The organism is Microbacterium sp. M1A1_1b (assembly GCF_053345565.1).
Window position 1 is genome coordinate 355,184 of record NZ_JBKFAJ010000004.1, and the last position, 21,005, is coordinate 376,188.

At 71.2% G+C, this 21,005-nt stretch carries 18 protein-coding genes; 10 read left to right on the top strand and 8 right to left on the bottom strand.

Annotated features, from left to right (window positions below; genetic code table 11):
* The first annotated feature begins 3 nt into the window (after positions 1 to 3).
* Together ACLBWP_RS12270 and guaA are read left to right on the top strand one after the other, a co-directional pair.
* A complete protein-coding gene (locus tag ACLBWP_RS12270) occupies positions 4 to 450 on the top strand; it encodes a DUF3817 domain-containing protein (RefSeq protein WP_243563981.1) in 447 nt (148 codons plus the stop codon).
* Positions 447 to 2,036, top strand: coding sequence for a glutamine-hydrolyzing GMP synthase (gene guaA, locus ACLBWP_RS12275; RefSeq protein WP_447655380.1), 1,590 nt, complete (start codon positions 447 to 449; stop codon positions 2,034 to 2,036). The genes ACLBWP_RS12270 and guaA overlap by 4 nt, the downstream gene beginning before the upstream one ends.
* Positions 2,037 to 2,353: 317 nt before the next feature.
* On the opposite strand, the gene ACLBWP_RS12280 is transcribed toward guaA, so the two are convergent.
* Positions 2,354 to 3,217, bottom strand: coding sequence for a Bax inhibitor-1/YccA family protein (locus ACLBWP_RS12280; protein WP_447655381.1), 864 nt, complete (start codon positions 3,215 to 3,217; stop codon positions 2,354 to 2,356).
* A 271-nt stretch (positions 3,218 to 3,488) separates the two neighbouring features.
* Between ACLBWP_RS12280 and ACLBWP_RS12285 the strand changes: the two genes are divergently transcribed.
* The 5 genes from ACLBWP_RS12285 to ACLBWP_RS12305 all read left to right on the top strand — a co-directional run bounded on the left by ACLBWP_RS12285 (position 3,489) and on the right by ACLBWP_RS12305 (position 9,940).
* Positions 3,489 to 4,733 carry a Gfo/Idh/MocA family protein gene (locus tag ACLBWP_RS12285; RefSeq protein WP_447655382.1) on the top strand — a complete coding sequence of 415 codons (1,245 nt, stop codon included), beginning with the start codon at positions 3,489 to 3,491 and terminating at the stop codon, positions 4,731 to 4,733.
* A gap of 112 nt (positions 4,734 to 4,845) precedes the next feature.
* Positions 4,846 to 5,868, top strand: coding sequence for a LacI family DNA-binding transcriptional regulator (locus ACLBWP_RS12290; RefSeq protein WP_447655383.1), 1,023 nt, complete (start codon positions 4,846 to 4,848; stop codon positions 5,866 to 5,868).
* A gap of 10 nt (positions 5,869 to 5,878) precedes the next feature.
* Positions 5,879 to 6,925: a glycerophosphodiester phosphodiesterase family protein gene (locus ACLBWP_RS12295; RefSeq protein WP_447655384.1), complete on the top strand. Its 1,047-nt coding sequence runs from the start codon at positions 5,879 to 5,881 to the stop codon at positions 6,923 to 6,925.
* Positions 6,926 to 6,937: 12 nt separating this feature from the next.
* Positions 6,938 to 9,385, top strand: a complete 2,448-nt coding sequence (locus ACLBWP_RS12300) for an ATP-dependent helicase (protein WP_447655385.1) — start codon at positions 6,938 to 6,940, stop codon at positions 9,383 to 9,385.
* A 6-nt stretch (positions 9,386 to 9,391) separates the two neighbouring features.
* Entirely contained in the window at positions 9,392 to 9,940 is a 549-nt protein-coding gene (locus tag ACLBWP_RS12305) for a hypothetical protein (protein ID WP_447655386.1), read from the top strand.
* Between the two features lie 10 nt (positions 9,941 to 9,950).
* Here ACLBWP_RS12305 and ACLBWP_RS12310 read toward each other — a convergent pair whose 3' ends face one another.
* Positions 9,951 to 10,436 (bottom strand): N-acetyltransferase family protein, encoded by a 486-nt coding sequence (locus ACLBWP_RS12310; RefSeq protein ID WP_447655387.1) that lies wholly within the window; start codon positions 10,434 to 10,436, stop codon positions 9,951 to 9,953.
* Between the two features lie 101 nt (positions 10,437 to 10,537).
* Between ACLBWP_RS12310 and ACLBWP_RS12315 the strand changes: the two genes are divergently transcribed.
* From ACLBWP_RS12315 to ACLBWP_RS12325, 3 genes are read left to right on the top strand one after another with little or no spacing between them, the layout of a single operon-like run.
* Positions 10,538 to 12,016, top strand: coding sequence for a pyridoxal phosphate-dependent decarboxylase family protein (locus tag ACLBWP_RS12315; protein WP_447655388.1), 1,479 nt, complete (start codon positions 10,538 to 10,540; stop codon positions 12,014 to 12,016).
* Positions 12,013 to 13,368, top strand: a complete 1,356-nt coding sequence (locus tag ACLBWP_RS12320; RefSeq protein WP_447655389.1) for a lysine N(6)-hydroxylase/L-ornithine N(5)-oxygenase family protein — start codon at positions 12,013 to 12,015, stop codon at positions 13,366 to 13,368. The genes ACLBWP_RS12315 and ACLBWP_RS12320 overlap by 4 nt, the downstream gene beginning before the upstream one ends.
* Complete coding sequence (locus ACLBWP_RS12325; protein ID WP_447655390.1) at positions 13,365 to 15,779, top strand: GNAT family N-acetyltransferase; 2,415 nt, start codon at positions 13,365 to 13,367, stop codon at positions 15,777 to 15,779. The genes ACLBWP_RS12320 and ACLBWP_RS12325 overlap by 4 nt, the downstream gene beginning before the upstream one ends.
* 6 nt (positions 15,780 to 15,785) lie before the next feature.
* On the opposite strand, the gene ACLBWP_RS12330 is transcribed toward ACLBWP_RS12325, so the two are convergent.
* From ACLBWP_RS12330 to ACLBWP_RS12355, 6 genes are read right to left on the bottom strand one after another with little or no spacing between them, the layout of a single operon-like run.
* The gene (locus ACLBWP_RS12330; protein ID WP_447655391.1) at positions 15,786 to 16,415 is read right to left on the bottom strand and encodes a pyridoxal 5'-phosphate synthase; all 630 of its coding nucleotides are present in this window, start codon (positions 16,413 to 16,415) and stop codon (positions 15,786 to 15,788) included.
* A gap of 18 nt (positions 16,416 to 16,433) precedes the next feature.
* Positions 16,434 to 17,141 (bottom strand): hypothetical protein, encoded by a 708-nt coding sequence (locus ACLBWP_RS12335; protein ID WP_447655392.1) that lies wholly within the window; start codon positions 17,139 to 17,141, stop codon positions 16,434 to 16,436.
* Positions 17,138 to 18,700 (bottom strand): nicotinate phosphoribosyltransferase, encoded by a 1,563-nt coding sequence (locus ACLBWP_RS12340; protein WP_447655393.1) that lies wholly within the window; start codon positions 18,698 to 18,700, stop codon positions 17,138 to 17,140. The genes ACLBWP_RS12335 and ACLBWP_RS12340 overlap by 4 nt, the downstream gene beginning before the upstream one ends.
* The gene (locus ACLBWP_RS12345) at positions 18,697 to 19,536 is read right to left on the bottom strand and encodes a phosphoribosyltransferase family protein (RefSeq protein ID WP_447655394.1); all 840 of its coding nucleotides are present in this window, start codon (positions 19,534 to 19,536) and stop codon (positions 18,697 to 18,699) included. Before ACLBWP_RS12345 ends, ACLBWP_RS12340 begins: the two co-directional genes overlap by 4 nt.
* Positions 19,537 to 19,572: 36 nt before the next feature.
* Complete coding sequence (locus ACLBWP_RS12350) at positions 19,573 to 20,397, bottom strand: oxygenase MpaB family protein (RefSeq protein WP_447655395.1); 825 nt, start codon at positions 20,395 to 20,397, stop codon at positions 19,573 to 19,575.
* A 29-nt stretch (positions 20,398 to 20,426) separates the two neighbouring features.
* On the bottom strand, positions 20,427 to 20,720 hold the full coding sequence (locus tag ACLBWP_RS12355) for a hypothetical protein (RefSeq protein ID WP_243563966.1): 294 nt from the start codon (positions 20,718 to 20,720) through the stop codon (positions 20,427 to 20,429).
* Positions 20,721 to 21,005 lie beyond the last annotated feature (285 nt).

Here is a 21,005-nt window from a genome sequence, read left to right on the forward strand (position 1 = left end):
GCCATGGCCCTGACCGTCCGTACCCGCGACATCCCCAAGATCCCGGGGGCGGTGCGGCTGTACCGCATCTCCGCGTACATCACCGGTGTGCTGCTGCTCGCCCTGGTGATCGAGGTGATCATCAAGTACACGCCGCTCCAGCTCGAGATGCAGCTCGGTGGCCCGACGTTCTTCGTCCCGAACGGCACCGCCGGCCAGGCCCCCGGCACGTTCAACCTGTCGATCGCGATCCTGATCGCCCACGGCTGGCTCTACGTCGTGTACCTGTTCATGGACTTCCGCCTGTGGAGCATCATGCGTTGGCGCCCCTCGCGGTTCCTGCTCATCGCGCTGGGCGGCATCATCCCGTTCATGTCCTTCGTGGTCGAACACCGCATGCAGAAGGCCGCCATGACCACCTACCACGAGCTGACCGCGCAGCAGGCGCGGGAGAAAGAGAGCGCTCGGTGAGCGAGACCGATCAGCGTCCTGTCCTCGTCGTCGACTTCGGAGCCCAGTACGCGCAGCTCATCGCTCGTCGCGTGCGTGAGGCCAACGTCTACAGCGAGATCGTCCCGCACTCGATGAGTGCCGCCGAGATCCGCGCGAAGGACCCGGCCGCCATCGTCCTGTCCGGGGGCCCGTCGTCCGTGTACGAGCAGGGTGCGCCCGCGCTCGACGGCGAGATCCTCGAACTCGGGGTCCCCGTGCTCGGCATCTGCTACGGCTTCCAGGCGATGGCCTCGGCGCTCGGTGGGACCGTCGCCAACACCGGCCTGCGCGAGTACGGCGCGACCGACGTCGACGTGACTGGCACGGACTCGGTCCTGCTGGCTGGGCAGCCGGCGTCACAGACCACCTGGATGTCGCACGGCGACTCCGTGTCCCAGGCCCCGGCCGGGTTCGACGTGCTGGCATCGAGCGCCTCGACGCCCGTCGCCGCGTTCGCGTCCGACGAGCGCAAGCTCTACGGCGTGCAGTGGCACCCCGAGGTCAAGCACTCCACGTTCGGCCAGGCCGTGCTCGAGAACTTCCTGCACCGTGCCGCCGGGCTGCCCGGTGACTGGAACTCGAACAACGTGATCGAGGAGCAGGTCGCCCGCATCCGGTCGCAGGTCGGTTCCGCGCGGGTCATCGCCGGGCTCTCCGGCGGCGTGGACTCCGCCGTGGCCGCTGCCCTGGTGCACAAGGCCGTCGGCGACCAGCTGACGTGCGTGTTCGTCGACCACGGGCTGCTGCGCGCCGACGAGCGCAAGCAGGTCGAAGAGGACTACGTCGCCTCGACCGGTGTCCGCCTGGTCACGGTCGACGCCGAGCAGCAGTTCCTCGACGCCCTCGCCGGTGTCAGCGACCCCGAGCAGAAGCGCAAGATCATCGGGCGCGAGTTCATCCGCACGTTCGAGGCCGCTGCTGAAGCCCTGGTCCTCGAAGCCCGCGCCGACTCGTCCGACGACGGCGCCGGTCAGGTCGAGTTCCTGGTGCAGGGCACGCTCTACCCCGACGTCGTCGAGTCCGGCGGCGGATCCGGCACCGCGAACATCAAGTCGCACCACAACGTGGGCGGTCTGCCCGAGGACATGACGTTCAAGCTCGTCGAGCCGCTGCGCACCCTGTTCAAGGACGAGGTCCGTGCGGTCGGCCGTGAGCTCGGGCTGCCCGAGGTCATCGTCGGACGCCAGCCGTTCCCCGGGCCCGGGCTCGGCATCCGCATCGTCGGCTCCGTCGACAAGGAGCGCCTGGAACTCCTGCGGTCCGCGGACGCGATCGTGCGCGAAGAACTCACTGCGGCCGGCCTCGACGACGCGATCTGGCAGTGCCCGGTCGTGCTGCTGGCCGACGTGCGCTCCGTGGGCGTGCAGGGCGACGGGCGGACCTACGGGCACCCGATCGTGCTGCGTCCGGTGTCGAGCGAGGACGCGATGACCGCGGACTGGACCCGCCTGCCGTACGACGTGCTCGCGAAGATCTCGAACCGCATCACCAACGAGGTGCGCGACGTCAACCGCGTCGTGCTCGACGTCACGTCGAAGCCGCCGGGGACGATCGAGTGGGAGTGAGACTCCCCTGACGACGGGGTCCGGCGCCGATGCGCCGGGCCCCGTCGTCGTTCCGGGGGCTCCGGGGCATCGGTGGCTTGAGCGGCGCCGACTGGTCACAACAGTGGCTTGAGCGGCGCCGGCTGGTCACAACACCCCGCTGGAGGTCTGTCGACGGGTCACACGTCGTCGCCGGGCGGCGTGCCGGGCGACGGTTCGTGACCGCTCGGCGAACGTGAGCGGGGGGTTGTGACCGGTCGCGACTCGGAACGAGGGGGAGCGCCGGGAACGACGAAGGGCCCCGGCGTGTGCCGGGGCCCTTCGTGTGCGTGGAGGAGCTAGTTGCGCTGGCTGCTCGCGATGATGGCGAGGATGCGCAGGATCTCGAGGTACAGCCAGACCAGGGTGACGATCAGGCCGAACGCTGCAGTCCATCCGTAGATGCGGGGAGCGCCGCGCTGGACGCCGGTCTTGATCTGGTCGAAGTCGAGGATGAGTGAGTACGCCGCCATCACCACGACGAAGACGCCGATGATGACGCCCCACGGGATGCCGAACAGGAAGCTCGGCGCGCCCATGAGCCCGAACGGCGTGCTCGTGACGCCAGTCCACGCCAGCACCAGGTTCACCAGCGAGAACGCCATGTAGCCGACCATCGCGACCAGGAAGAACTTCGTCGCCTTGGGCGTCGCACGGACCTTCCCCGAGCGGAACAGCAGCAGGGTCACGAAGAACACGCCGAGCGTGCCGAACACGGCCTGCGTGACGATGCCCTCGAAGGCCGCGTTGTAGTAGTGCGAGATGCCACCGACGAAGAGTCCCTCGAAGAAGGCGTAGGCCAGGACGAGCCCGGCGGACGGCTTCTTCTTGAAGGTGTTGACGAGCGCGAGCACGAACCCGATGACCGCACCGGCGATCCACACGATCGGGGGGAGGTTCCACCCGGCCACGGCACCGACGACGAGCACGCCGAACGCCATGAGCGTCTTGACGATCGTGTCTTCGTACGACATGCGGTCGGTGTCGACGGTGTTGGCCGCCGGACGGTCGTACATGTACTGCAGCTGCTCGGGCGTCATGCCGGGCTGCTGCGGGGTCTGGCCCCACCCGCCGCGCTGCTGCTGCTGCGAGCCGGCGCTCCAAGCGTTCCGGCCCGCGTCGTTGAAGGCGGGGGACTGGTCGAAACCGGGCTTGAAAGCCATGGTGTCCTCGGATTCCTCTGGTCTCAGGTCGTGCAGGAGCGGTGATCCGTTCCTTCGCGTCCTCTCAGCCTAGGTGGGCTCGGCCCGGAAAGGCTGGGGATTCGCGGCGAGCGGACGCCGGTGGTGGGACCGGTACCCGAACTCTACGGCGGGGTGCTGCGCGTGTGATCGACGGTCGTCGAGAATCCCCCGGGAAACCAGGGGTTGACACGAGTAAACCCGAGGCGCGAGCATGGACGAGCAACGATGCACCCGTCAGAAGGAGCCCAGCATGACGTTCACCCTCGGCATGGTCGGAGCCGGCCAGTTCGCCAGCCACTTCGCCACCCTGTTCGACAAGCACCCCGGCATCTCCGCCGTGTACGCCACCGACGTCCTGCCCGAGCGCGCGCAGCAGCTCGTCGACGAGCTCGGTCTTGCGGGGACGTTCGCCTCGTTCGACGACATGCTCGCCAGCCCTGACGTCGACGCCGTGGCGATCTTCACCCAGCGCTGGACGCACGGGCCCTTGGTGCTGCAGGCACTGCAGGCCGGCAAGCACGTCTACTCGGCGGTGCCGATGGCGACCGCGCAGACCGAGATCGAGTCGATCATCCAGGCGGTGCAGCAGACTGGTCTGACGTACATGATGGGCGAGACCAGCCAGTACAACCCGGCGACGGTGTTCGCACGCAAGAAGTACGACGACGGTGCGTTCGGGCGGGTGTTCTACGCCGAGGGCGACTACGTCCACGACATGGACCTCGGGTTCTACGACGCGTACAAGTACAGCGGCGGCGACGACTGGAAGGCCACGGCGAGCTACCCGCCCATGTGGTACCCGACGCACGCGATCGGGGGCGTGCTCGGAGCCGTCCCCCGTCACGCCACCAGCGTCAGCTGCATCGGTGTGCACGACGACCGCGGCGACGGGGTCTTCGACACCCAGGTCAGCATGTTCGACAACGACTTCTCGAACATGACCGCGCTGTTCGAGCTCGACGGCGGCGGTTCCATGCGCATCAACGAGTTCCGTCGCGTCGGCTTCCCCTCGTACATCCGCGAGAGCCGCTTCCGCTGGTTCGGGACCGAGGGCAGCTTCGAGCAGCTCGTCACGAACTCCGTCTGGCAGGACCGCGACGGCGTGACCGACGTCTCCGACCAGATCGCGAACCGACCGACCATGGACGAGGACGACCCGCGCCTGGCCGACGTCTCGCCCGCACTGCGCAGCTCGTTCGTGTCGGGGCACGCCCCCGTGCACGACGACCTGACCGGGCGCCTGCCCGCCGAGTTCGACTTCGCTCCGAACGGGCACGAGGGCTCGCACCAGCTGCTGGTTGACGACTTCGTCGCGGCCGTCAACGACCGCGTCCTGCCGCCGGTCAACGCCTGGCAGGCGGCTCGGTACACGCTCCCGGGGCTGGTCGCGTTCGAGTCGGCCAAGCGCAACGGGGAGCGCCTGACGATCCCGGACCAGGGCGATGCACCCGTCGCGGTCGGCGAACGCCTGCCGGTCGCCGACCGGGTGTCATGATCGACCAGTGACCGACCCGAGCGTGCGACCGGCGAGCGCGGGTGCGCGCCCCGTCGACGCGGACACACGTCCGGCCGACACCAGCGCGGAACCATCTCGTCAGGAAGCGGCGGTGCCGACGGCTGATCGGCCTCGCAAGCCCACCCGCCGCGACGTGGCGCGCCTGGCCGGGGTGTCGGACGCCGTCGTCAGCTACGCGCTGAACGGCGGCGCCCCGGTCGCCGCCGACACCCGCCGTCGCGTCCTGGCCGCAGTCGCCGAACTCGGGTACCGTCCGAACCAGGCGGCACGTGCGCTCCGGTCCGGCTCGGCACGCACGCTGGTGCTCGCCGTGCCGGACGCACAGGACCCGGTCTTCTCGAACCCGTTCTTCGCGGAGTTCGCGGCGGCGATCGAGTCCGTCGCCCGCGCCCGGGGGTACGTGCTGTCGACGACGGCGACGACGTTCGCGCCCGACGGCCTGCGCACCCGGTTCGAGGAGTTCGCCGCCCGCATGGTCGACGGCGTCCTGGTGCTGTCGAGTGGTGTCGCGGACCGGACGGCGATCGACCCGGTCGGCCTGCCCTGGGTCGACCTCAACGTCACGGGCGGTCGACCCGGTGTCGCGAGTGTCGGGGCCGACCTGCGGGGCGGCGCGGAACAGGCAACCGAGCACCTGCTGGGCCACGGACGGGCCCGAGTGGCGTTCGTCGGCCAGCTCGACGCCCGTGAACCCCGCCATGCGGGGTGGCTGGCGACGTGTGGGCGGTGGGGCGTGCCTCCCGGCCGGGTGTACGACTGCGGGTACACGCGCGAAGGCGGGTACGTCGCCGGACTGCAGATCGCCGACGAACCCGATCCGCCGGACGCGGTGTTCGCGGCGTCCGACCGCACCGCGGTCGGACTGCTCCGGGCGTTCCACGAGCGCGGCGTCCGTGTTCCCGAGGACGTCGCCGTCGTGGCGTTCGACGGCTCGTGGGAGGCCGAGTACACGTGGCCGCCGCTCAGCACGCTGCGGCAGCCGGTCGAGTCGATGGCCGAGGCCGCGGTGCGCGGACTGCTCGACGGATCCCCGCCGACACACCACGAGTTCCCTGCGGAACTCATCATCCGGGCGTCCTGCGGAACGCACGGGCCCGACACCGGAGCGCACTAGGGTCGGCCGCATGACCCCCCTGGTGACCCCCCTAGTGATCGCCCACCGAGGAGCCTCCGGGTACCGCCCGGAGCACTCGCGGAGCGCGTACGAACTCGCGATCGAGCTGGGTGCCGACGCGATCGAGCCGGACCTGGTGCCGACGGCGGACGGTGTCCTGGTGCTCCGGCACGAGAACGAGATCTCGGGGACGACGGACGTTGCGGACCACCCGGAGTTCCGCGATCGCCGGACGACCAAGACCGTCGACGGTGACCGGCTGACCGGGTGGTTCACCGAGGACTTCACGTGGGACGAGCTCACGACGCTCCGCACGCGTGAACGCCTGCCGGCGCTGCGACCGGACTCCGCCGCGCACGACGGCCAGGACCCGATCCTGCGACTCGAGGACCTGCTCGCGATCCTCGATGCTGCGCCGCGGCCGGTCGGGCTGGTCGCCGAGGTCAAACACGCCACGTACTTCGACGGCGTCGGCCTGCCGATGGGGCAGCTCGTCGACCAGGCGATCGGCGCAGCCGGCTGGCGGGATGACGAACGGCTCACGTTCGAGTGCTTCGAGAAGGGCGTCCTGCGCGACCTCGCCGCCCGGGGGGCGGGTGGTCGGCTGGTGTACCTGCAGGAGGGACGTGGCAGCGCCGCGGACGAGGTCGCGGCACACGGTTCGGCGGCTCCCACGTACGCGACGGAGCGGACGGACCCGGCACTCGCTGCGCTCGCCGACGAGTTCGACGGCATCAGCGTCGACCTGAAGACCCTGATGACCGGTGTCGATCCGGTCGCGGTCGACGACCCCCGTCCGGTGCGGTCGCCGATCGTCGACCGGGCGCACGCGGCGGGGCTCGCGATCTACACGTGGACCCTGCGACCGGAGAACCGGTTCCTGCCCGCTCCGCTCCGTCGCGGTGGGGACGTCGCGGCGCACGGCGACTGGGAGCGCTGGTACACCTCGATCATCCGGACCGGCGTCGACGGCGTCTTCGCGGACCACACGGACCTGGCGGTGCACGCCCGTTCGGTGGTCGCGGACGGGGCTGGTGGTGTCGGGGGGCGCGCCTAGACTGGGTCGGACATGACGATCGTGCTCGACCCATTCGACTCGACGCCCGAGCCGGGTGCCGGGGAACGCCCCTACGACGACCCGTTCACCGCCGGTCTGAACCCCCAGCAGAAGCAAGCGGTCGAGTACCGCGGCGAGTCCCTGCTGATCGTGGCCGGAGCCGGATCCGGCAAGACGAGCGTGCTCACCAGACGCATCGCCCTGCTGCTGGCGAACCGTGAAGCCTGGCCGTCGCAGATCCTGGCGATCACGTTCACGAACAAGGCCGCCGCCGAGATGCGCGAGCGTGTCCGTGCGCTCGTCGGGCAGGCGTCCGAGGGCATGTGGATCTCGACGTTCCACTCGGCGTGCGTGCGGATCCTCCGGCGCGAAGCGGAGCGGTTCGGGTTCCCGCAGTCGTTCACGATCTACGACTCCGCCGACTCGCGGGCGTTGCTGAAGCGGATCATCAAGGACCTCGAAGCGGACACCCTCGGGCTGACCGTCGGGGCTGCGGCGTCGAAGATCTCCAAGCTCAAGAACGAGCTGCAGGACATCGACACCTACGCGCGGAACATCAACGCCAACGACCCACAAGAAGTGATGTTCACCGAGGTGTTCCGGCGCTACACGAACGACCTGCGCCGGGCCAACGCGTTCGACTTCGACGACCTGATCGGGCAGACGGTCTTCCTGTTCCGGGCCTTCCCCGAGGTCGCGGCGCTGTACCAGCGACGCTTCCGCTTCGTCCTGGTCGACGAGTACCAGGACACCAACCACGCCCAGTACTCCCTGATCCGCGAGCTCACCCGCCCGGTGCCGGTCGAGCAGGTCGACCGACTCGAAGACGAGGGGCAGCACGTCGCTCGCATGCGCGAGGCCGACGGGTCGATCGCCGGGGCCTCGCTGACCGTCGTCGGTGACTCGGACCAGTCGATCTACGCGTTCCGCGGGGCGGACATCCGCAACATCGTCGAGTTCGAGCGGGACTTCCCGAACTCCAAGGTGATCCTGCTCGAGCAGAACTACCGGTCGACGCAGAACATCCTCGACGCGGCCAACGCCGTCATCGCGAACAACTTCGACCGCCAGGTCAAGAACCTGTTCACCAAGGTCGGCGCGGGCGACAAGATCATCGGGTTCACGGGCTACACCGGGCACGACGAAGCGCAGTTCGTCGCGGACGAGATCCAGCGTCTGCACGAGGACGGCATGGACTACCGCGACATGGCGGTGTTCTACCGGACGAACTCGCAGACGCGCGCGCTCGAGGAGATCTTCATCCGCGCGGCGATCCCGTACCGGGTGCTGGGCGGCACGAAGTTCTACGAGCGTGCCGAGATCAAGGACGCGATGGCGTACCTGATCACGGTCGCCAACCCCGCCGACCCGATGGCGCTGCGCCGTGTGCTCAACGTGCCCAAGCGCGGGATCGGCTCCGTCACCGAGACCACCCTGCAGCGCTACGCCGACGACCACGACGTCACTCTGCGTGAAGCCCTGCGGCACGCCGACGAACTCGGCTTCGGGCCGAAGGTGCGGAACGCCATCACGGCGTTCGCGGCCCTGCTCGACGAGGTGTCCGCCAAGGCGGCCGACCAGCCGGTGGTGGACACGTTGACCCAGCTGTTGGACGGTTCCGGCCTGCTCGAACAGCTCCGGAAGTCGCCCGACGCCCAGGACTCCGCGCGTGCGGACAACATCGACGAGCTCGTCGCGGTCACGCGCGAGTTCCAGAAGAACAACCCGGACGGCACCCTCGTCGACTTCCTGACCGAGGTGTCGCTGGTCGCCGCAGCAGACGAGCTCGACGACTCCTCGGGCACCGTGTCGCTCATGACGCTGCACACCGCCAAGGGGCTGGAGTACGACGCCGTGTTCCTGACCGGCGTCGAAGAGGACCTGCTGCCGCACCGGATGTCCGCGAACGAGCCGGGTGGCCCGTCGGAAGAGCGCCGGTTGTTCTACGTGGGCATCACCCGCGCCAAGAAGTCCCTGTTCCTGTCGCTCGCGATGACCCGCGCCCAGTTCGGTGACGTCAACGTCGCCATGCCCTCGCGCTTCCTGCAGGAGATCCCCGAGGGGCTCATCGAGTGGAAGCAGTCCCCGGGCATGGCGAACAGCCGCGGCGGAACGCAGCCGCGGGCGCTCAACGCCAAGCGTGACGGTGCCGAGTCCGGTGGGTTCGGCGGTGGCGGCTACCGCGGGGGTGGCGGCTGGGGCGGTGGCTCGTACGACCGGGCGGCCGCTGCGGCGAAGACCCGTCCGAAGACCGAGTGGGCGAACCGGGTCTCCGGGCAGGTCCGCGACAACGGCGACATGGAGCTCACCGCCGGCGACCGGATCAAGCACCTCGACTTCGGCGAGGGCACGGTGTCGGCGGTCACGGGGCAGGGCGCCAAGCGCATCGCGGAGATCGCGTTCGATGCGGCCGGTCGCAAGAAGCTGCTGATCAAGATCGCCCCGATCGAGAAGCTCTAGCGGGGCGTGGCTGCCCCGAACCCCGGCGGCGACTCGGACGTGGTCGTCGACATCGGTGCCGTGGTCGACGCCACGGTTGCGCTGCAGCGCGCGACGACGATCGCGAACCGGGTCATCGGTGGCGCGGTCGTGCTCGGCATCGTCGTGGTCGTCATCGCGTCGTCCCGTACGTCGGAGGATGCCGAAGCGTCTCGGGTGACGGTCGGCAGTGTGGTGGTGGCGGCCGCGTGCGTCGTGAGCGGGGCGATCGCGGGGCGGCTCATCACCCGACGCGCGCGGGTCGGTCGGTCCGCCGTCGTGGCGCGGGTCGGCATGCGCGTGGTGAGCGAGGCCCGGGCCGCCGGGCTGCCGGAACTCGATCACGCGGCGGTGGCGCGGGCGCTCCGCGAGGACGACAACGGACCTGCCCCGTGGTTCGACCCGAAACTCGGCCCCCACACCTGGCCGTTCTGGGAGCTCGCGGCCGCCGGACAGCACGAGCAGGGTGTCGTTGCCGAGAAGTCGGTCGAAGACCGGCGTCTCACCCTCCGCCGCGGGCAGATCCCGGGCGCCTGACCGGGACTCCTCAGCGCACCATCCGCACCACGTCGAGCGTGTGCGGACCCAACTGCTCGCGCTTGACCACGCCATCGCGACGGAACCCGTTGCGGTGGTAGAACGCCTCGGCCCGCGGGTTGTGCTCCGCGATCCACAGGTACGCCGGTGCGTCGCCGACCGCGCGGTCGATCAGGGCCTGGCCGGCCCCTGATCCGTAGACGGCGGCCAGGACGTAGATGCCCTCGAGTTCACGGTCCCGCGGTGCGTCGTGGTCGCGGCCGGCGCCCGCCGCAGCCCAACCCACGACGGCTCCGTCGAGGTCCGCCACGGCGACGTCGGTGCTGCCGGACCCGATGATCGTGCGCCACCGCTCGGCGTACTGCCCGACGTCCCTGGCGTCGAGGAACGCTGCGGGGAGCAGGTGCGCGTAGGCCTCCTTCCAGGCCTGCACGTGGACCCGGGCGATGGCATCGGCGTCCGCGATCTCGGCCGGTCGTGCGGTCAGTCCTCCCATGACCCGATCCTGTCGGAGCCGCCGGGCCTGCCGATGTCCGCCACGCCCGGGCGTTCGATCACCTGTGACAGCGGCCAATGGTGAGGTTAGCCTTACCTAACGTGACACCGATCAACGAGATGCTCTCCACTGCCACCGCCGAGCGCTACCGACAGGTCGTCCGGGCCACGGTCGACCGGACCGCCGACCGCTTCGCGCAGGTCGACCGGCCGACGACGGACACCCCGGCCGCCGAACTCCGACGCCGTGTCCGCGCGATCGACCTGGACGCGCCGCCGATCGGCACCGACCGGGCGATGGCCGAGGTCGACGACCTGTTCGTCCGCGAGGCGGTCTGGTTCCACGACCCGGCCTCGATGGCACACCTCAACTGCCCTGTGGCCCTGCCCGCCGTCGCGGCCGAGGCGGTGCTGGCGGCGGTCAACCCCTCCGTCGACACCTGGGACCAGTCGCGCATCGGCACCGAGATGGAGCGGCACGTCGTCGACTGGGTCGCGAGCCGGATCGGGTTCGTCGCGGGCGACGGCATCTTCACCTCGGGTGGGTCGCAGTCGAACCTGCAGGCCCTGCTGCTGGCGCGCGAAGCCATGACCGCAAACACGAGCACGAGCACGATCCCGACCCCTCCCCCCACCGTCTTCGCCACCGCCGAGTCCCACTTCAGCGTCCGCAAGTCCGCCCGCCTGCTCGGCCTGCCCGACGACGCCGTCGTCGACGTCGCCACGGACGACGCGGGCCGCATGCTCCCCACTGCCCTGGCCACAGCGATCGCCGCTGCCCGGGCCGCCGGCCGCACGCCGATGGCCGTCGTCGCGACGGGCGGCACCACGGACCGCGGGGTCATCGACCCGCTCGAGCCGATCGCCGACGTGTGCGACCTGGAGGACGTCTGGCTGCACGTCGACGCCGCCTACGGATGCGGCCTGCTCGTGTCACCCACCCGGCGGCACCTGCTCGCCGGGATCGAGCGCGCCCGCAGTGTGACGGCCGACTTCCACAAGTCCTTCTTCCAGCCCGTGTCGTCGAGTGCGCTCGTGGTGCGGGACCCTGCGGACCTCGCCCGGGCCTCCTGGCACGCGGACTACCTGAACCCGGAGGACGCGACCGAGCCCAACCAGGTGGACAAGTCGCTGCAGACCACCCGGCGGTTCGACGCGCTGAAGCTCTGGGCAACGCTGCGGGCGAGCGGTACCCAGGCGATCGGTCGGGCGTTCGACGCCGTGATCGACCTGGCCGAGCAGACCCACGCGCTGGTCGCAGCGCACGACGACCTGGTGCTCGTCGCGCCGACGCAGCTCAGCACGGTGCTGTTCCGCTGGCAGCCGGCGGGGGTGTCCGACGCCGAGGCCGACGCCCTGGTCGGACCGCTCCGAGCCGCGCTGCTGGCCGAGGGACGGGTCCTCATCGCGAAGACCGTGATCGACGGGCGGCCGTGCAACAAGCTCACGCTGCTGAACCCCGACACCACGATCGAGCAGGTGGAGCGCTCGCTGGCACACGTGGTGGCGACGGCCGCCGACCTGCGCGCGGCTGGCGCCGTGCCGACCGGAGCGACCGGAGCGACCGGAGCGACCCGATGACCGCCGCCGTTGCGACCCACACGACGGACAACACGGCCACCGCGGCCGCAGTGCACGACACCCCCGTCCACGACCTGGTCGGCATCGGCATCGGCCCGTTCAACCTGGGCCTGGCGTGCCTGTCCGACCCGCTCGACGACGTCGACGCGGTGTTCCTCGACGCCGCCGACGGCTTCGCCTGGCACCACGGGATGATGCTCGACGACGCGACGATCCAGGTGCCGTTCCTGGCGGACCTGGTCACGATGGCCGATCCGACCTCACCGTTCTCGTTCCTGGCCTGGCTCAAGGAGACCGGTCGGCTCTACCCCTTCTACATCCGCGAGGACTTCCACCCCCTGCGCAGCGAGTACGACGCCTACTGCCGGTGGGCGGCGGACCGGCTGGACACCCTGCGGTGGGGTCGCCGCGTGGTCGCCGTCGACCACGACGAGCGCACCGACCTGTTCACGGTGCACGCGGAGACCGACCACGGTCCGGAGACGTACCGCGCACGCCACGTGGTGCTCGGCATCGGCACCGAGCCGGCCGTCCCGGAGCCCCTGCGCGACCTGGCCGGTCCGGTGATCCACTCGTCGGACTACCTGCCGAACCGTGATGCCCTGCGGAGCGCCGGGTCCATCGCCGTCGTCGGCAGCGGACAGTCCGCCGCCGAGGTCTACCGGGACCTGCTCGAGGACCTCCGCTCCGGTGGGTACCGCCTGGACTGGATCACCCGGTCGCCGCGGTTCTTCCCGATGGAGGACACCAAGCTCACGCTCGAGATGACGAGCCCCGAGTACACGGACCACTTCCACGCGCTGCCCGAGCCCGCCCGCGACCGTCTGGGCCGCGAGCAGCGCGGCCTGTACAAGGGCATCAGCGCCGACCTGGTCGACGAGCTGTACGACGCGCTCTACCGGATCAGCGCGCGGGGGCCGATCCCGACGACGCTCCGGACCGAGACCAGCGTCGTCGATGCGACGTGGCTGGCCGACCGGGGGACGTACCGGCTGACGCTGCGGCACGAGCAGCTCGGGAGGACCTACGAGCACGAGGTCGAGCGGCTGGTCCTGGCGACCGGGTACGCACCGCGGACGCCAGGGTTCCTGGACCCGGTCGAGCACTTGGTCGAGCGCGATGCCCGCGGTCGGTTCGCGGTCGCCCGCGACCACCACGTCGACACGCTGGGTGGTCGCATCTGGGTGCAGAACGCCGAGGAGCACACGCACGGCCTGACCGCGCCGGACCTGGGGATGGGCGCGTGGCGGAACGCGTCGATCCTGCGGTCCGTCACGGGTCGGTCGCCGTACGGCCTGGAGGACCGGATCGCCTTCCAGCAGTTCGGCCTGCCTGCCGGGGTGGGCGCGTGAGCGCCGCGGCGAGCGTCCCGCAGGACGCACGCGCGGCCGTCGACCCCGCCGTCCTGCCGGACGCACGCTCGGCCGTCGACCCGGCCGTCCTGCCGGCCGGCAGCGGCTCGCCTGACGCGGCCCCGGGCCTCCTGTCCGTCGAGCCGGTGGACCCGGACCGCGACGCCGCCGTCGTGCGGGCGTGGCTCGCGCACCCGGCGTCCTCGTGGTGGGGCATGGCACACCTCGACGTGGACGGGGTGCGGACGTACCTGCGCGGCGTCCAGCAGGACCCGGCGCAGGCGGCCTGGCTGGGACGTCGGGACGGGGAGCCGTGCTTCCTGGCCGAGACGTACGACCCGGCCCGCGTGCTGCTCACCGACGTGTGGGCCGCCGAGCCCGGCGACGTCGGCATGCACCTGCTCGTCGCCCCACCGCCCGCCGACGGACGGGTGCACGGGCTCACGAGCGCGGTGATGCGCACCGTCGTCGAGCACTGCCGCGACGCCCTGGGGGCCCACCGCGTGGTCGTCGAACCCGACGTGCGCAACACGGCCGTGCACGCGAAGAACGCCGAGGTGGGCTTCCGTGCGCTGCGCGAGGTCGACGTCGACGGCAAGCGGGCGCTGCTGTCCGTGCTCGACACCGCCCGGATCGGGGTGCCGGACGACGACGGCCCCGCGGCGCACCTGCGTCCCGAGCACCTGCAGCCGGCCGAACGACACCTGGTCGCGAAGACGATCGCCGAGTTCACGCACGAGCGCCTGGTCGCACCGGTCGCCGACGGGGACGGCTGGCGGCTGGACGCCGGGGACTCGACCTACCGGTTCCGCGCCCGCGTGCACCTGCTGGAGCACTGGTCGATCGACGAGGCCTCGCTCACCCGAACCCGCGACGGGTCGGCGCTGTCCCTGAGCGCCCAGGACCTGGTGCTCGAGCTGCGCGACGTGCTAGGGATCCCGGACCCGCTGCTCGGGACGTACCTGGAGGAGATCGCCTCGACCCTGGCCAGCGCCGCCGCCAAGCACCGGCGGGGTGGACCGTCCGCGGCGCAGCTCGCTCGGGGCCGCTCGGACGGTGACGTCGTCGCGGCGTTCCAGGACGTCGAGTCCGCGATGACCGAGGGGCACCCTGCGTTCGTCGCCGCGAACGGCCGCATCGGGTTCGGGCTCGACGAGTACCGGGCGTACGCGCCGGAGTTCGGCGGGCGCTTCCGGTACCGCTGGCTCGCTGCCCGCCGCGACCACACGCACCTGTCCTTGGCGGCCGACCGCACCGAGCAGGCGCACTGGGACGCCGAGCTCGACCCCGCGACGGTCGCGGGGTTCCGGTCGACGCTCGAACGGCGTGGCCTGGACCCGGACGCGTACGTGTGGCTGCCGGTGCACCCGTGGCAGTGGCAGCACCGGATCGCCGTCACGTTCGCGCCCGACCTGGGGCGTCAGGACCTGGTCGACCTGGGTGAGGGCCCCGACCTGCACCAGCCGCAGCAGTCGATCCGCACGGCGTTCAACCGGTCGTCGCCGTCACGCTCGTACGTCAAGACGGCACTGGCGGTGCAGAACATGGGCTTCCTGCGGGGCATGTCGCCGGCGTACATGCGGACGACCCCGGCGGTGAACGACTGGGTGGTCGGCATCGTGCACGGTGACCCGACGCTGCGGGCCGTGGGCTTCTCGATGCTGCGCGAGCACGCGGCCATCGGGTACACCGGCGACGCGTACCACCGCGTGGACGTGCCGTCGCCGCAGCGGAAGATGCTCGCGGCCCTGTGGCGCGAGAGCCCGGTCCCGCAGCTGGCACCGGGCGAGCGTCTGATGACGATGGCGGCGCTGCTGCACCGGGACGCCGCCGGGCAGTCGGTGGTCGCCGCGCTGATCGCCGCGTCCGGCCTGCCCGCCGAGCAGTGGGTGGCCGGGTACCTGCGGGCGTACCTGCTGCCGGTCGTGCACTGCCTGACCGTCCACGACGTCGCGTTCATGCCGCACGGCGAGAACCTCGTGCTGGTCGTCCGCGACGGCGCCGTCGTCCGCGCGGTGATGAAGGACGTCGGCGAAGAGGTCGCGGTGCTCGCACCCCGTCACGTCCCCGCCGGCATCGAGCGCATCGTGCACCCGGTCGACGACGCCGAGGCGGCCCTGGCGGTGTTCACGGACGTGTTCGACGGGGTGCTGCGGTTCGTTGCCGCGATCCTCGACGACGACGGGGTCCTGCCGGCGTCGCGGTTCTGGGAGCTCGTCGGCGCGACGATCGACGAGCACGCCGACGCGCATCCGGACCGCCGCGACCTGGACCTGCGCGCGCCGACGTTCGAGCACTCGTGCCTGAACCGGCTGCAGCTGCGCAACACCCTGTCGATGGTCGACCTGGCCGACCAGTCGTCGTCGCTGATCCGGGCCGGCGCGATGCCGAACCCGATCGCGCGGGGGTAGCGGCCGCTACGGCTGCAGCACCGCCGAGGTCCACCCGTCCGGACCCAGTCGGTACTGCAGCCGGCGGTGCATGCGGTCGCGGCTGCCGTGCCAGAACTCCACCGAGGTCGGCTCGAGCCGCCACGCCACCCACGACGCGGGCCGCGGGACGTCCTCTGACTCGGCGAGCAGGTCGTTCGCGTCGTCGATCAGGTCCTGGAACGAGCCGTCGAGCGGCGCGGACTGGTCGGCGACCGCGGTGGCAGCGCGCGACTTGGGCGACCGGGCGGCGAACAGGTCGTCGGACTCCTGCTCGGAGAGCTGCACGACGGTGCCCTCGAACCGCAGCTGCTGCATCGTCTCGCGCCAGTACACCTGCAGCGCGGCGGCCGGACTGGCGGTGAGCTGCTGTCCCTTCGGGCTGAGCGTCGAGGACCCGAACACCAGTCCGTGGTCGTCGATCGTCTTCACGTCGACGGTGCGGGCGCTCACGACGCCGTCGGCGGCGGTCGCCAGGGTCATCGACATCGGCTCGGACACGTCGCCGTCCTGCGCGTCGGCCACCCAGGTGTGGGCGACGTCGAGCGGCGAGGCGGGTGGGTCGTCGAGCTCGGGGAACGCGAAGGAGGTGTCACCGGACAGGGGAGCGGAGGCCATGCCCCCAGCCAACGCCTGTCAGTCCTGCCACGTCCAGGTGACCGGGGGACGGCCGCCGCGACGCCCGGCCGCGGACGGTGCGGGATCGTCCGACCGGAGGATGGCGGCGTTCGTCCGCAGCGCCCGGTTGAGGTTGCCGGGATCGGGTACGGTGCCGGTCAGCGCGGTCTGCAACCGCGCCGCATCGGCGGTGGTGAAGCGCGGTCCGAGCAGTGCCCGTGTCAGTGCCGCGTCGCGCCACATCCGGGTGCGCGCGTGCTCGAGGGCGGCGGCGATGATGCGGTCGTGGTCGAACGGGAGGCCCGGCTCGGCCTGGGCGGGATCGCGCCGGAGCGCAGACGGCTCGGTCACGGGCCCCGCCACGCCGGTTGCGTCCGCTGCGTCCGCTGTGGCGGGTGGCCGGGAGCGGTCGACCACCGCCACGAAGGCGATGCTGATCGCCGCGTCGCGCGGGTCCCGCCCGGGCCCGTCGAAGGCACCGATCTGCGCGAGGTGCCGGACCTCGTCGGAGCCGATGCCCGCCTTGGTGTGCAGGGCGCGCTGTGCACCGTCGGCCAGGCGTTCCGCCGGGAGCAGGAGCACGCCGGGCAGTGCCTGGTGGCCGGCGTACGGGTCGTACGGCCGACGCGCGGTGGCGACCCGCAGACCCTCCGTCGCCGAGAAGGACATCGGGACGACGTCGATCGCGATGAGCGGCTGGTCGCGGGTCGTCACCGCGTCGGTCACGATGCGGCTGCTGCGCGTCGGGCGGCGCGGTCCGTGCGCTCGCGGCGGAGGGTCGCACGGACGTCGGCGAAGGACTGGTGCACCAGGAACCGGCCGTCGACCCAGACCGGCTGCAGCAGGCTGGTCGCCTCGTCTTCGGGTGTTGCCTGGTCGGTCTGGCGGATCTCGCCGGTGGCGTCGCGGTGCAGGGCGATGCGGCCCTTGGCGCTCTTCTTGCCGCTGCCGGTCTTCGGGTCCTTCTGGATGTCGACCGGCTGCCCGTCGACCAGGGCCCAGGTCGCCTTGACCGCACTGCCGAGGTTGTCGCGGGTCATGTACTGGTACGTGTACGACCCGATGCCGAGCACGATGTTGTCGCTCGCGTAGCCCTTGGCGGCCAGGCGCTCGTAGATCCGACGGGCACGGTCGAGGGTGATGCTGTCGCCGTAGATCACGCCGATGTGCTGGTCGAGCACCTTGTACCCGGCGGCGTTCACCGTGTGGCCGAACAGCTCGTCGAGCAGCTCGACGACGCCCTTCTGCTCGTCCGAGCGCCCCTCGGCCAGCAGCTCGTCCTGGGGTACGCCGTGCACGGTGCCGGTGACGATGTCGACGGGATCGCCCGAGTCGGGGCGGATGACGAGCTTGCCGTCGCGGGCCGTGATCCGGTCCTTGAGCTGCGGCAGCGTCTCGGTGATCACCTTGAACAGGTCGAAGCCGTCGCTGACCGCCGACACGATGCCCGTCGGGTACACGTCGAGGATCTGCTGGAACGTCTCGAGCTCGCCGTCGGCGCCGCGCACGCACATCACGCTGTGCTCGGTGGCCGGCACGCTCGCGGCGACCCAGCCGTTGTCGCCGGGGTAGTAGCGGTCGATGAAGTCGAGCGTGGGCATCGAGTCGGTGCCGAGGAACGAGAGCAGGTGGCCCGCGCCGCCGGCGGCGGCGGACTCGATGCTCGACTGCCCGCGGAACGAGAAGTCGTGGGCGGCGAAGTCGATGCTGTCGGGCACCGCGCCGGTGCGGGCGGCCCAGTCCTCCATCAGGTCGCGGTACTCCAGCGCCTTCGTCGCGACGGTCGAGGGGTGCCAGATCGACGCCGACAGGGCGGTCTCGATGTAGTTCGGCAGCCAGAAGAACGCGTCGACGGTGTTCTCGACGGTCAGGGTGGCGACGCCGATCGGCGCGAGCGTGCCCTCGGGCAGAGCCCGGATCGTGAGCGGCAGGTACCCCAGGCGGTGGAGTGCGCGGACGTGGTCGACGCCGATGTGGTTCGGGCCGAAGTAGCCCTGCAGGGCCTGCTCGAACAGGTCGGCGACCTCGTCCTCGTCGGCGGCGAAGAACGGCGCCCATGCCTCGACCAGGTGGCTCTGGATGAACGCCTGCAGTCCGAACACCACGGCGTGGGTCGATTCGGGCATGTGCGCGTTCGACCGGTTCGTCCAGTTGATCAGGATGCGGGTCGTGCCCCGGGGGTAGACCTGCCGGTGCGAGTGCTTGTACCCGTCGACGGCCAGCAGCGGGGCGATCGGGCTGGCGGTCGTGATGCGGGGGGCCAGTGCGGTGGTGGTGTCGGTCATCGGATCTGCTCCGTCAGGTAGGGGGTGAGTTCGATCGTGCGCACGCCCGGGACGGCGTTCTGCGCGGGGTACGAGTCGGTGGTGACGATCTCGCCGAAGTGGTCGGCGAGCTGCGGGGCGCGCCCGGAGAAGACCCCGTGCGACACCCAGAGGCCCAGGCGTTCCTTCGGCAGGCCGGTGCTGCCGGCGAGCCCCATGAACGTGCCGCCGCCGTCGCAGATGTCGTCGACGACCAGGAACCGGCCGTCCGCGGGCAGCGGCTCGCAGGTGAAGCCGTCGAGCTTGCCGGTGTCGGGGTTGCGGTGCTTCTCGGCCCGGAAGAGCGGCAGGCCGCACGTCTCGGCGACCGCCGTGGCCCGGGCGACGGCACCCTTGTCCGGCGCGATGATGCCCGTGTAGGCGTCCCCGTCGACGTCGAGCACGGCGTCGCGGACCACCTGCTTGCTGGTGACCACCGTCAGGTTGTCCACCAGCCCGACGATGACGGGCGAGTGCGGGTCGAAGGCGATCACCTGGTCGAGGTGAAAGCCGTTGAGGACGTCCGCGTAGACCTTCGCGCCGAAGGGCAGACCGCGGTCCTGGCGTGCACCCGGCAGGTACGGAACCAGGGCGACCGACCTCGATCCGCGCTGCCGGACGGCGTCCGCCCACATGCCGAGCATGAGCAGGTCGTTGCCGTCCGTGCCGCGCAGGGTCGCGATCTCGGTCAGGTCAGCGGGTGCGTCGTGCTCGACGGCGACCTTGACGTGCGATTCGCCCGCCGGGAACCGCAGGGTGGAGAACGTCGGGGCGACGGTGGTGCCGTCGCGGTCCCAGGTGGTGAGTTCGACTGCCATGACCCGACCGTAGCACGGTATTTGTCGTTGTGACAACTACGGATGTCGCGCAGCCGTCCGGCGCATCGCCCGCAGCAGCAGCGGCCCCGGCAGACGCAGCACCCACCGCGGCACGACCGCGCGGGTCCGCCGGATCGCCGCCGTCGCCCGTCGGTACCGTCGCTGTTCACGCGGCCCCCACGCGAAGCCGTACTGGTCGCGCACGGCATCCGGCAGCAAGCCCACGGTCACGATCCGCACGAGGGGCATCGCCGCGCGCACCCACAGCGGGGCGAAGCGCGGGTGCAGCAGGTCACGCACGACCCCGCGGGCATCGTCGGAGACCCGCAGCGCGACCAGGGTGTCGGCCCAGTACGCCTCGAAGGCGTCGACGGACGACGGCCACCGGTCGGCAGGCACCCGCAGGGCGACCCCGAGCGGGGCGTAGGCGTCGAGCATCCGCCGTGCCAGGTCCGGCGGGACCGGGTCGCCGAAGGCGTCGTGCGCCCGGAGCGCGGAGTCGTACAGTGTCGCGGCCACCCAGCGCTGCCGGTCGACCTGGTCGGCGCCCGCCACCGGGGCGTGTGCCCGGTTCACGAACCCCGTCGCCGTCGCGGCGTCCTCCGGCGAGCCCACGACGACCGCGTACACGTACATCAGCGTGTGGGCGAGCCGCTGCTGCGGCCGACGGGCGAAGTCGGAGTGCCGGCGGACACCGGCGGCGACGACGGGATCGGCGATCTGCAGCAGGATGGCGCGTCCACCGGCCAGGACCGGTGTGCTGTCCGCCAGCAGACGTGTCAGGTCGCGATCGCGACCTGGTGACGGACGCCAGGCTCGGCGCGCGTCCGGCACCGAGCCTCGTGTCCGTCTGGTGGTCACGGCACCAGTGTGCCGGACCGCACCGCCGTTCAGAGCGGCCGGTTCCCCAGGTCGTTGCCCAGGTCGGGGCGCTCGGTGTCGTCGTCGTGCTCCCACAGGTCGGCGCTGCCCTCGCGGGGAGCGCCACCGGTGGGGCCGTCGTCGGTGCCGTCGCCCGGTTGCGGTTCCACGGTCTCGCCGGCGACGGCGTCGTTGGTGACGGTCTCCATCGACGCCTCGGTCTCGTCGACCTCGTACGGGCCGACGTGTTCACGGTCGATGTCGTCGTCGCGACGCTGCTCGGAGTCGAAGTCGTCGACGGGGCTGATGCCGGGGTCGCTCATGGCGTGCTCCTTCGTTCGGGAGCTCCTGCCTACCCGCGCGGAGTGAGGGTCCGCCCAGGTCGCCGGTCGTTCACCCGCGCGCAACCTCCGTGTCACGCCGACCGTGCACACTCGCCGTGCTCGGGGGAGTGGAGCGCGGTCGCCGACGTCGAGTCGGGCGACCGCGCATCCCCGTCGGAGTCGCTGCCCACCCGCGACCGTGCTCGGTCCCTGGACACGTGCTCGGGCCCTGGACAGTTGCCGTCCGTTGTCTCGACGTCCATGTGTCGCCGCTAGGCTCAGTGG

What these genes read in the sequence shown, in the direction of transcription:
- ACLBWP_RS12330 (WP_447655391.1), bottom strand. Translation starts at nt 16,415, where the DNA reads ATGGCCTCCGCTCCCCTGTCCGGTGACACCTCCTTCGCGTTCCCCGAG.
- ACLBWP_RS12310 (WP_447655387.1), bottom strand. Translation starts at nt 10,436, where the DNA reads ATGGGAGGACTGACCGCACGACCGGCCGAGATCGCGGACGCCGATGCC.
- ACLBWP_RS12270 (WP_243563981.1), top strand. Translation starts at nt 4, where the DNA reads ATGGCCCTGACCGTCCGTACCCGCGACATCCCCAAGATCCCGGGGGCG.
- ACLBWP_RS12280 (WP_447655381.1), bottom strand. Translation starts at nt 3,217, where the DNA reads ATGGCTTTCAAGCCCGGTTTCGACCAGTCCCCCGCCTTCAACGACGCG.
- ACLBWP_RS12295 (WP_447655384.1), top strand. Translation starts at nt 5,879, where the DNA reads ATGACCCCCCTGGTGACCCCCCTAGTGATCGCCCACCGAGGAGCCTCC.
- ACLBWP_RS12320 (WP_447655389.1), top strand. Translation starts at nt 12,013, where the DNA reads ATGACCGCCGCCGTTGCGACCCACACGACGGACAACACGGCCACCGCG.
- ACLBWP_RS12345 (WP_447655394.1), bottom strand. Translation starts at nt 19,536, where the DNA reads ATGGCAGTCGAACTCACCACCTGGGACCGCGACGGCACCACCGTCGCC.
- ACLBWP_RS12355 (WP_243563966.1), bottom strand. Translation starts at nt 20,720, where the DNA reads ATGAGCGACCCCGGCATCAGCCCCGTCGACGACTTCGACTCCGAGCAG.
- ACLBWP_RS12340 (WP_447655393.1), bottom strand. Translation starts at nt 18,700, where the DNA reads ATGACCGACACCACCACCGCACTGGCCCCCCGCATCACGACCGCCAGC.
- ACLBWP_RS12300 (WP_447655385.1), top strand. Translation starts at nt 6,938, where the DNA reads ATGACGATCGTGCTCGACCCATTCGACTCGACGCCCGAGCCGGGTGCC.
- ACLBWP_RS12285 (WP_447655382.1), top strand. Translation starts at nt 3,489, where the DNA reads ATGACGTTCACCCTCGGCATGGTCGGAGCCGGCCAGTTCGCCAGCCAC.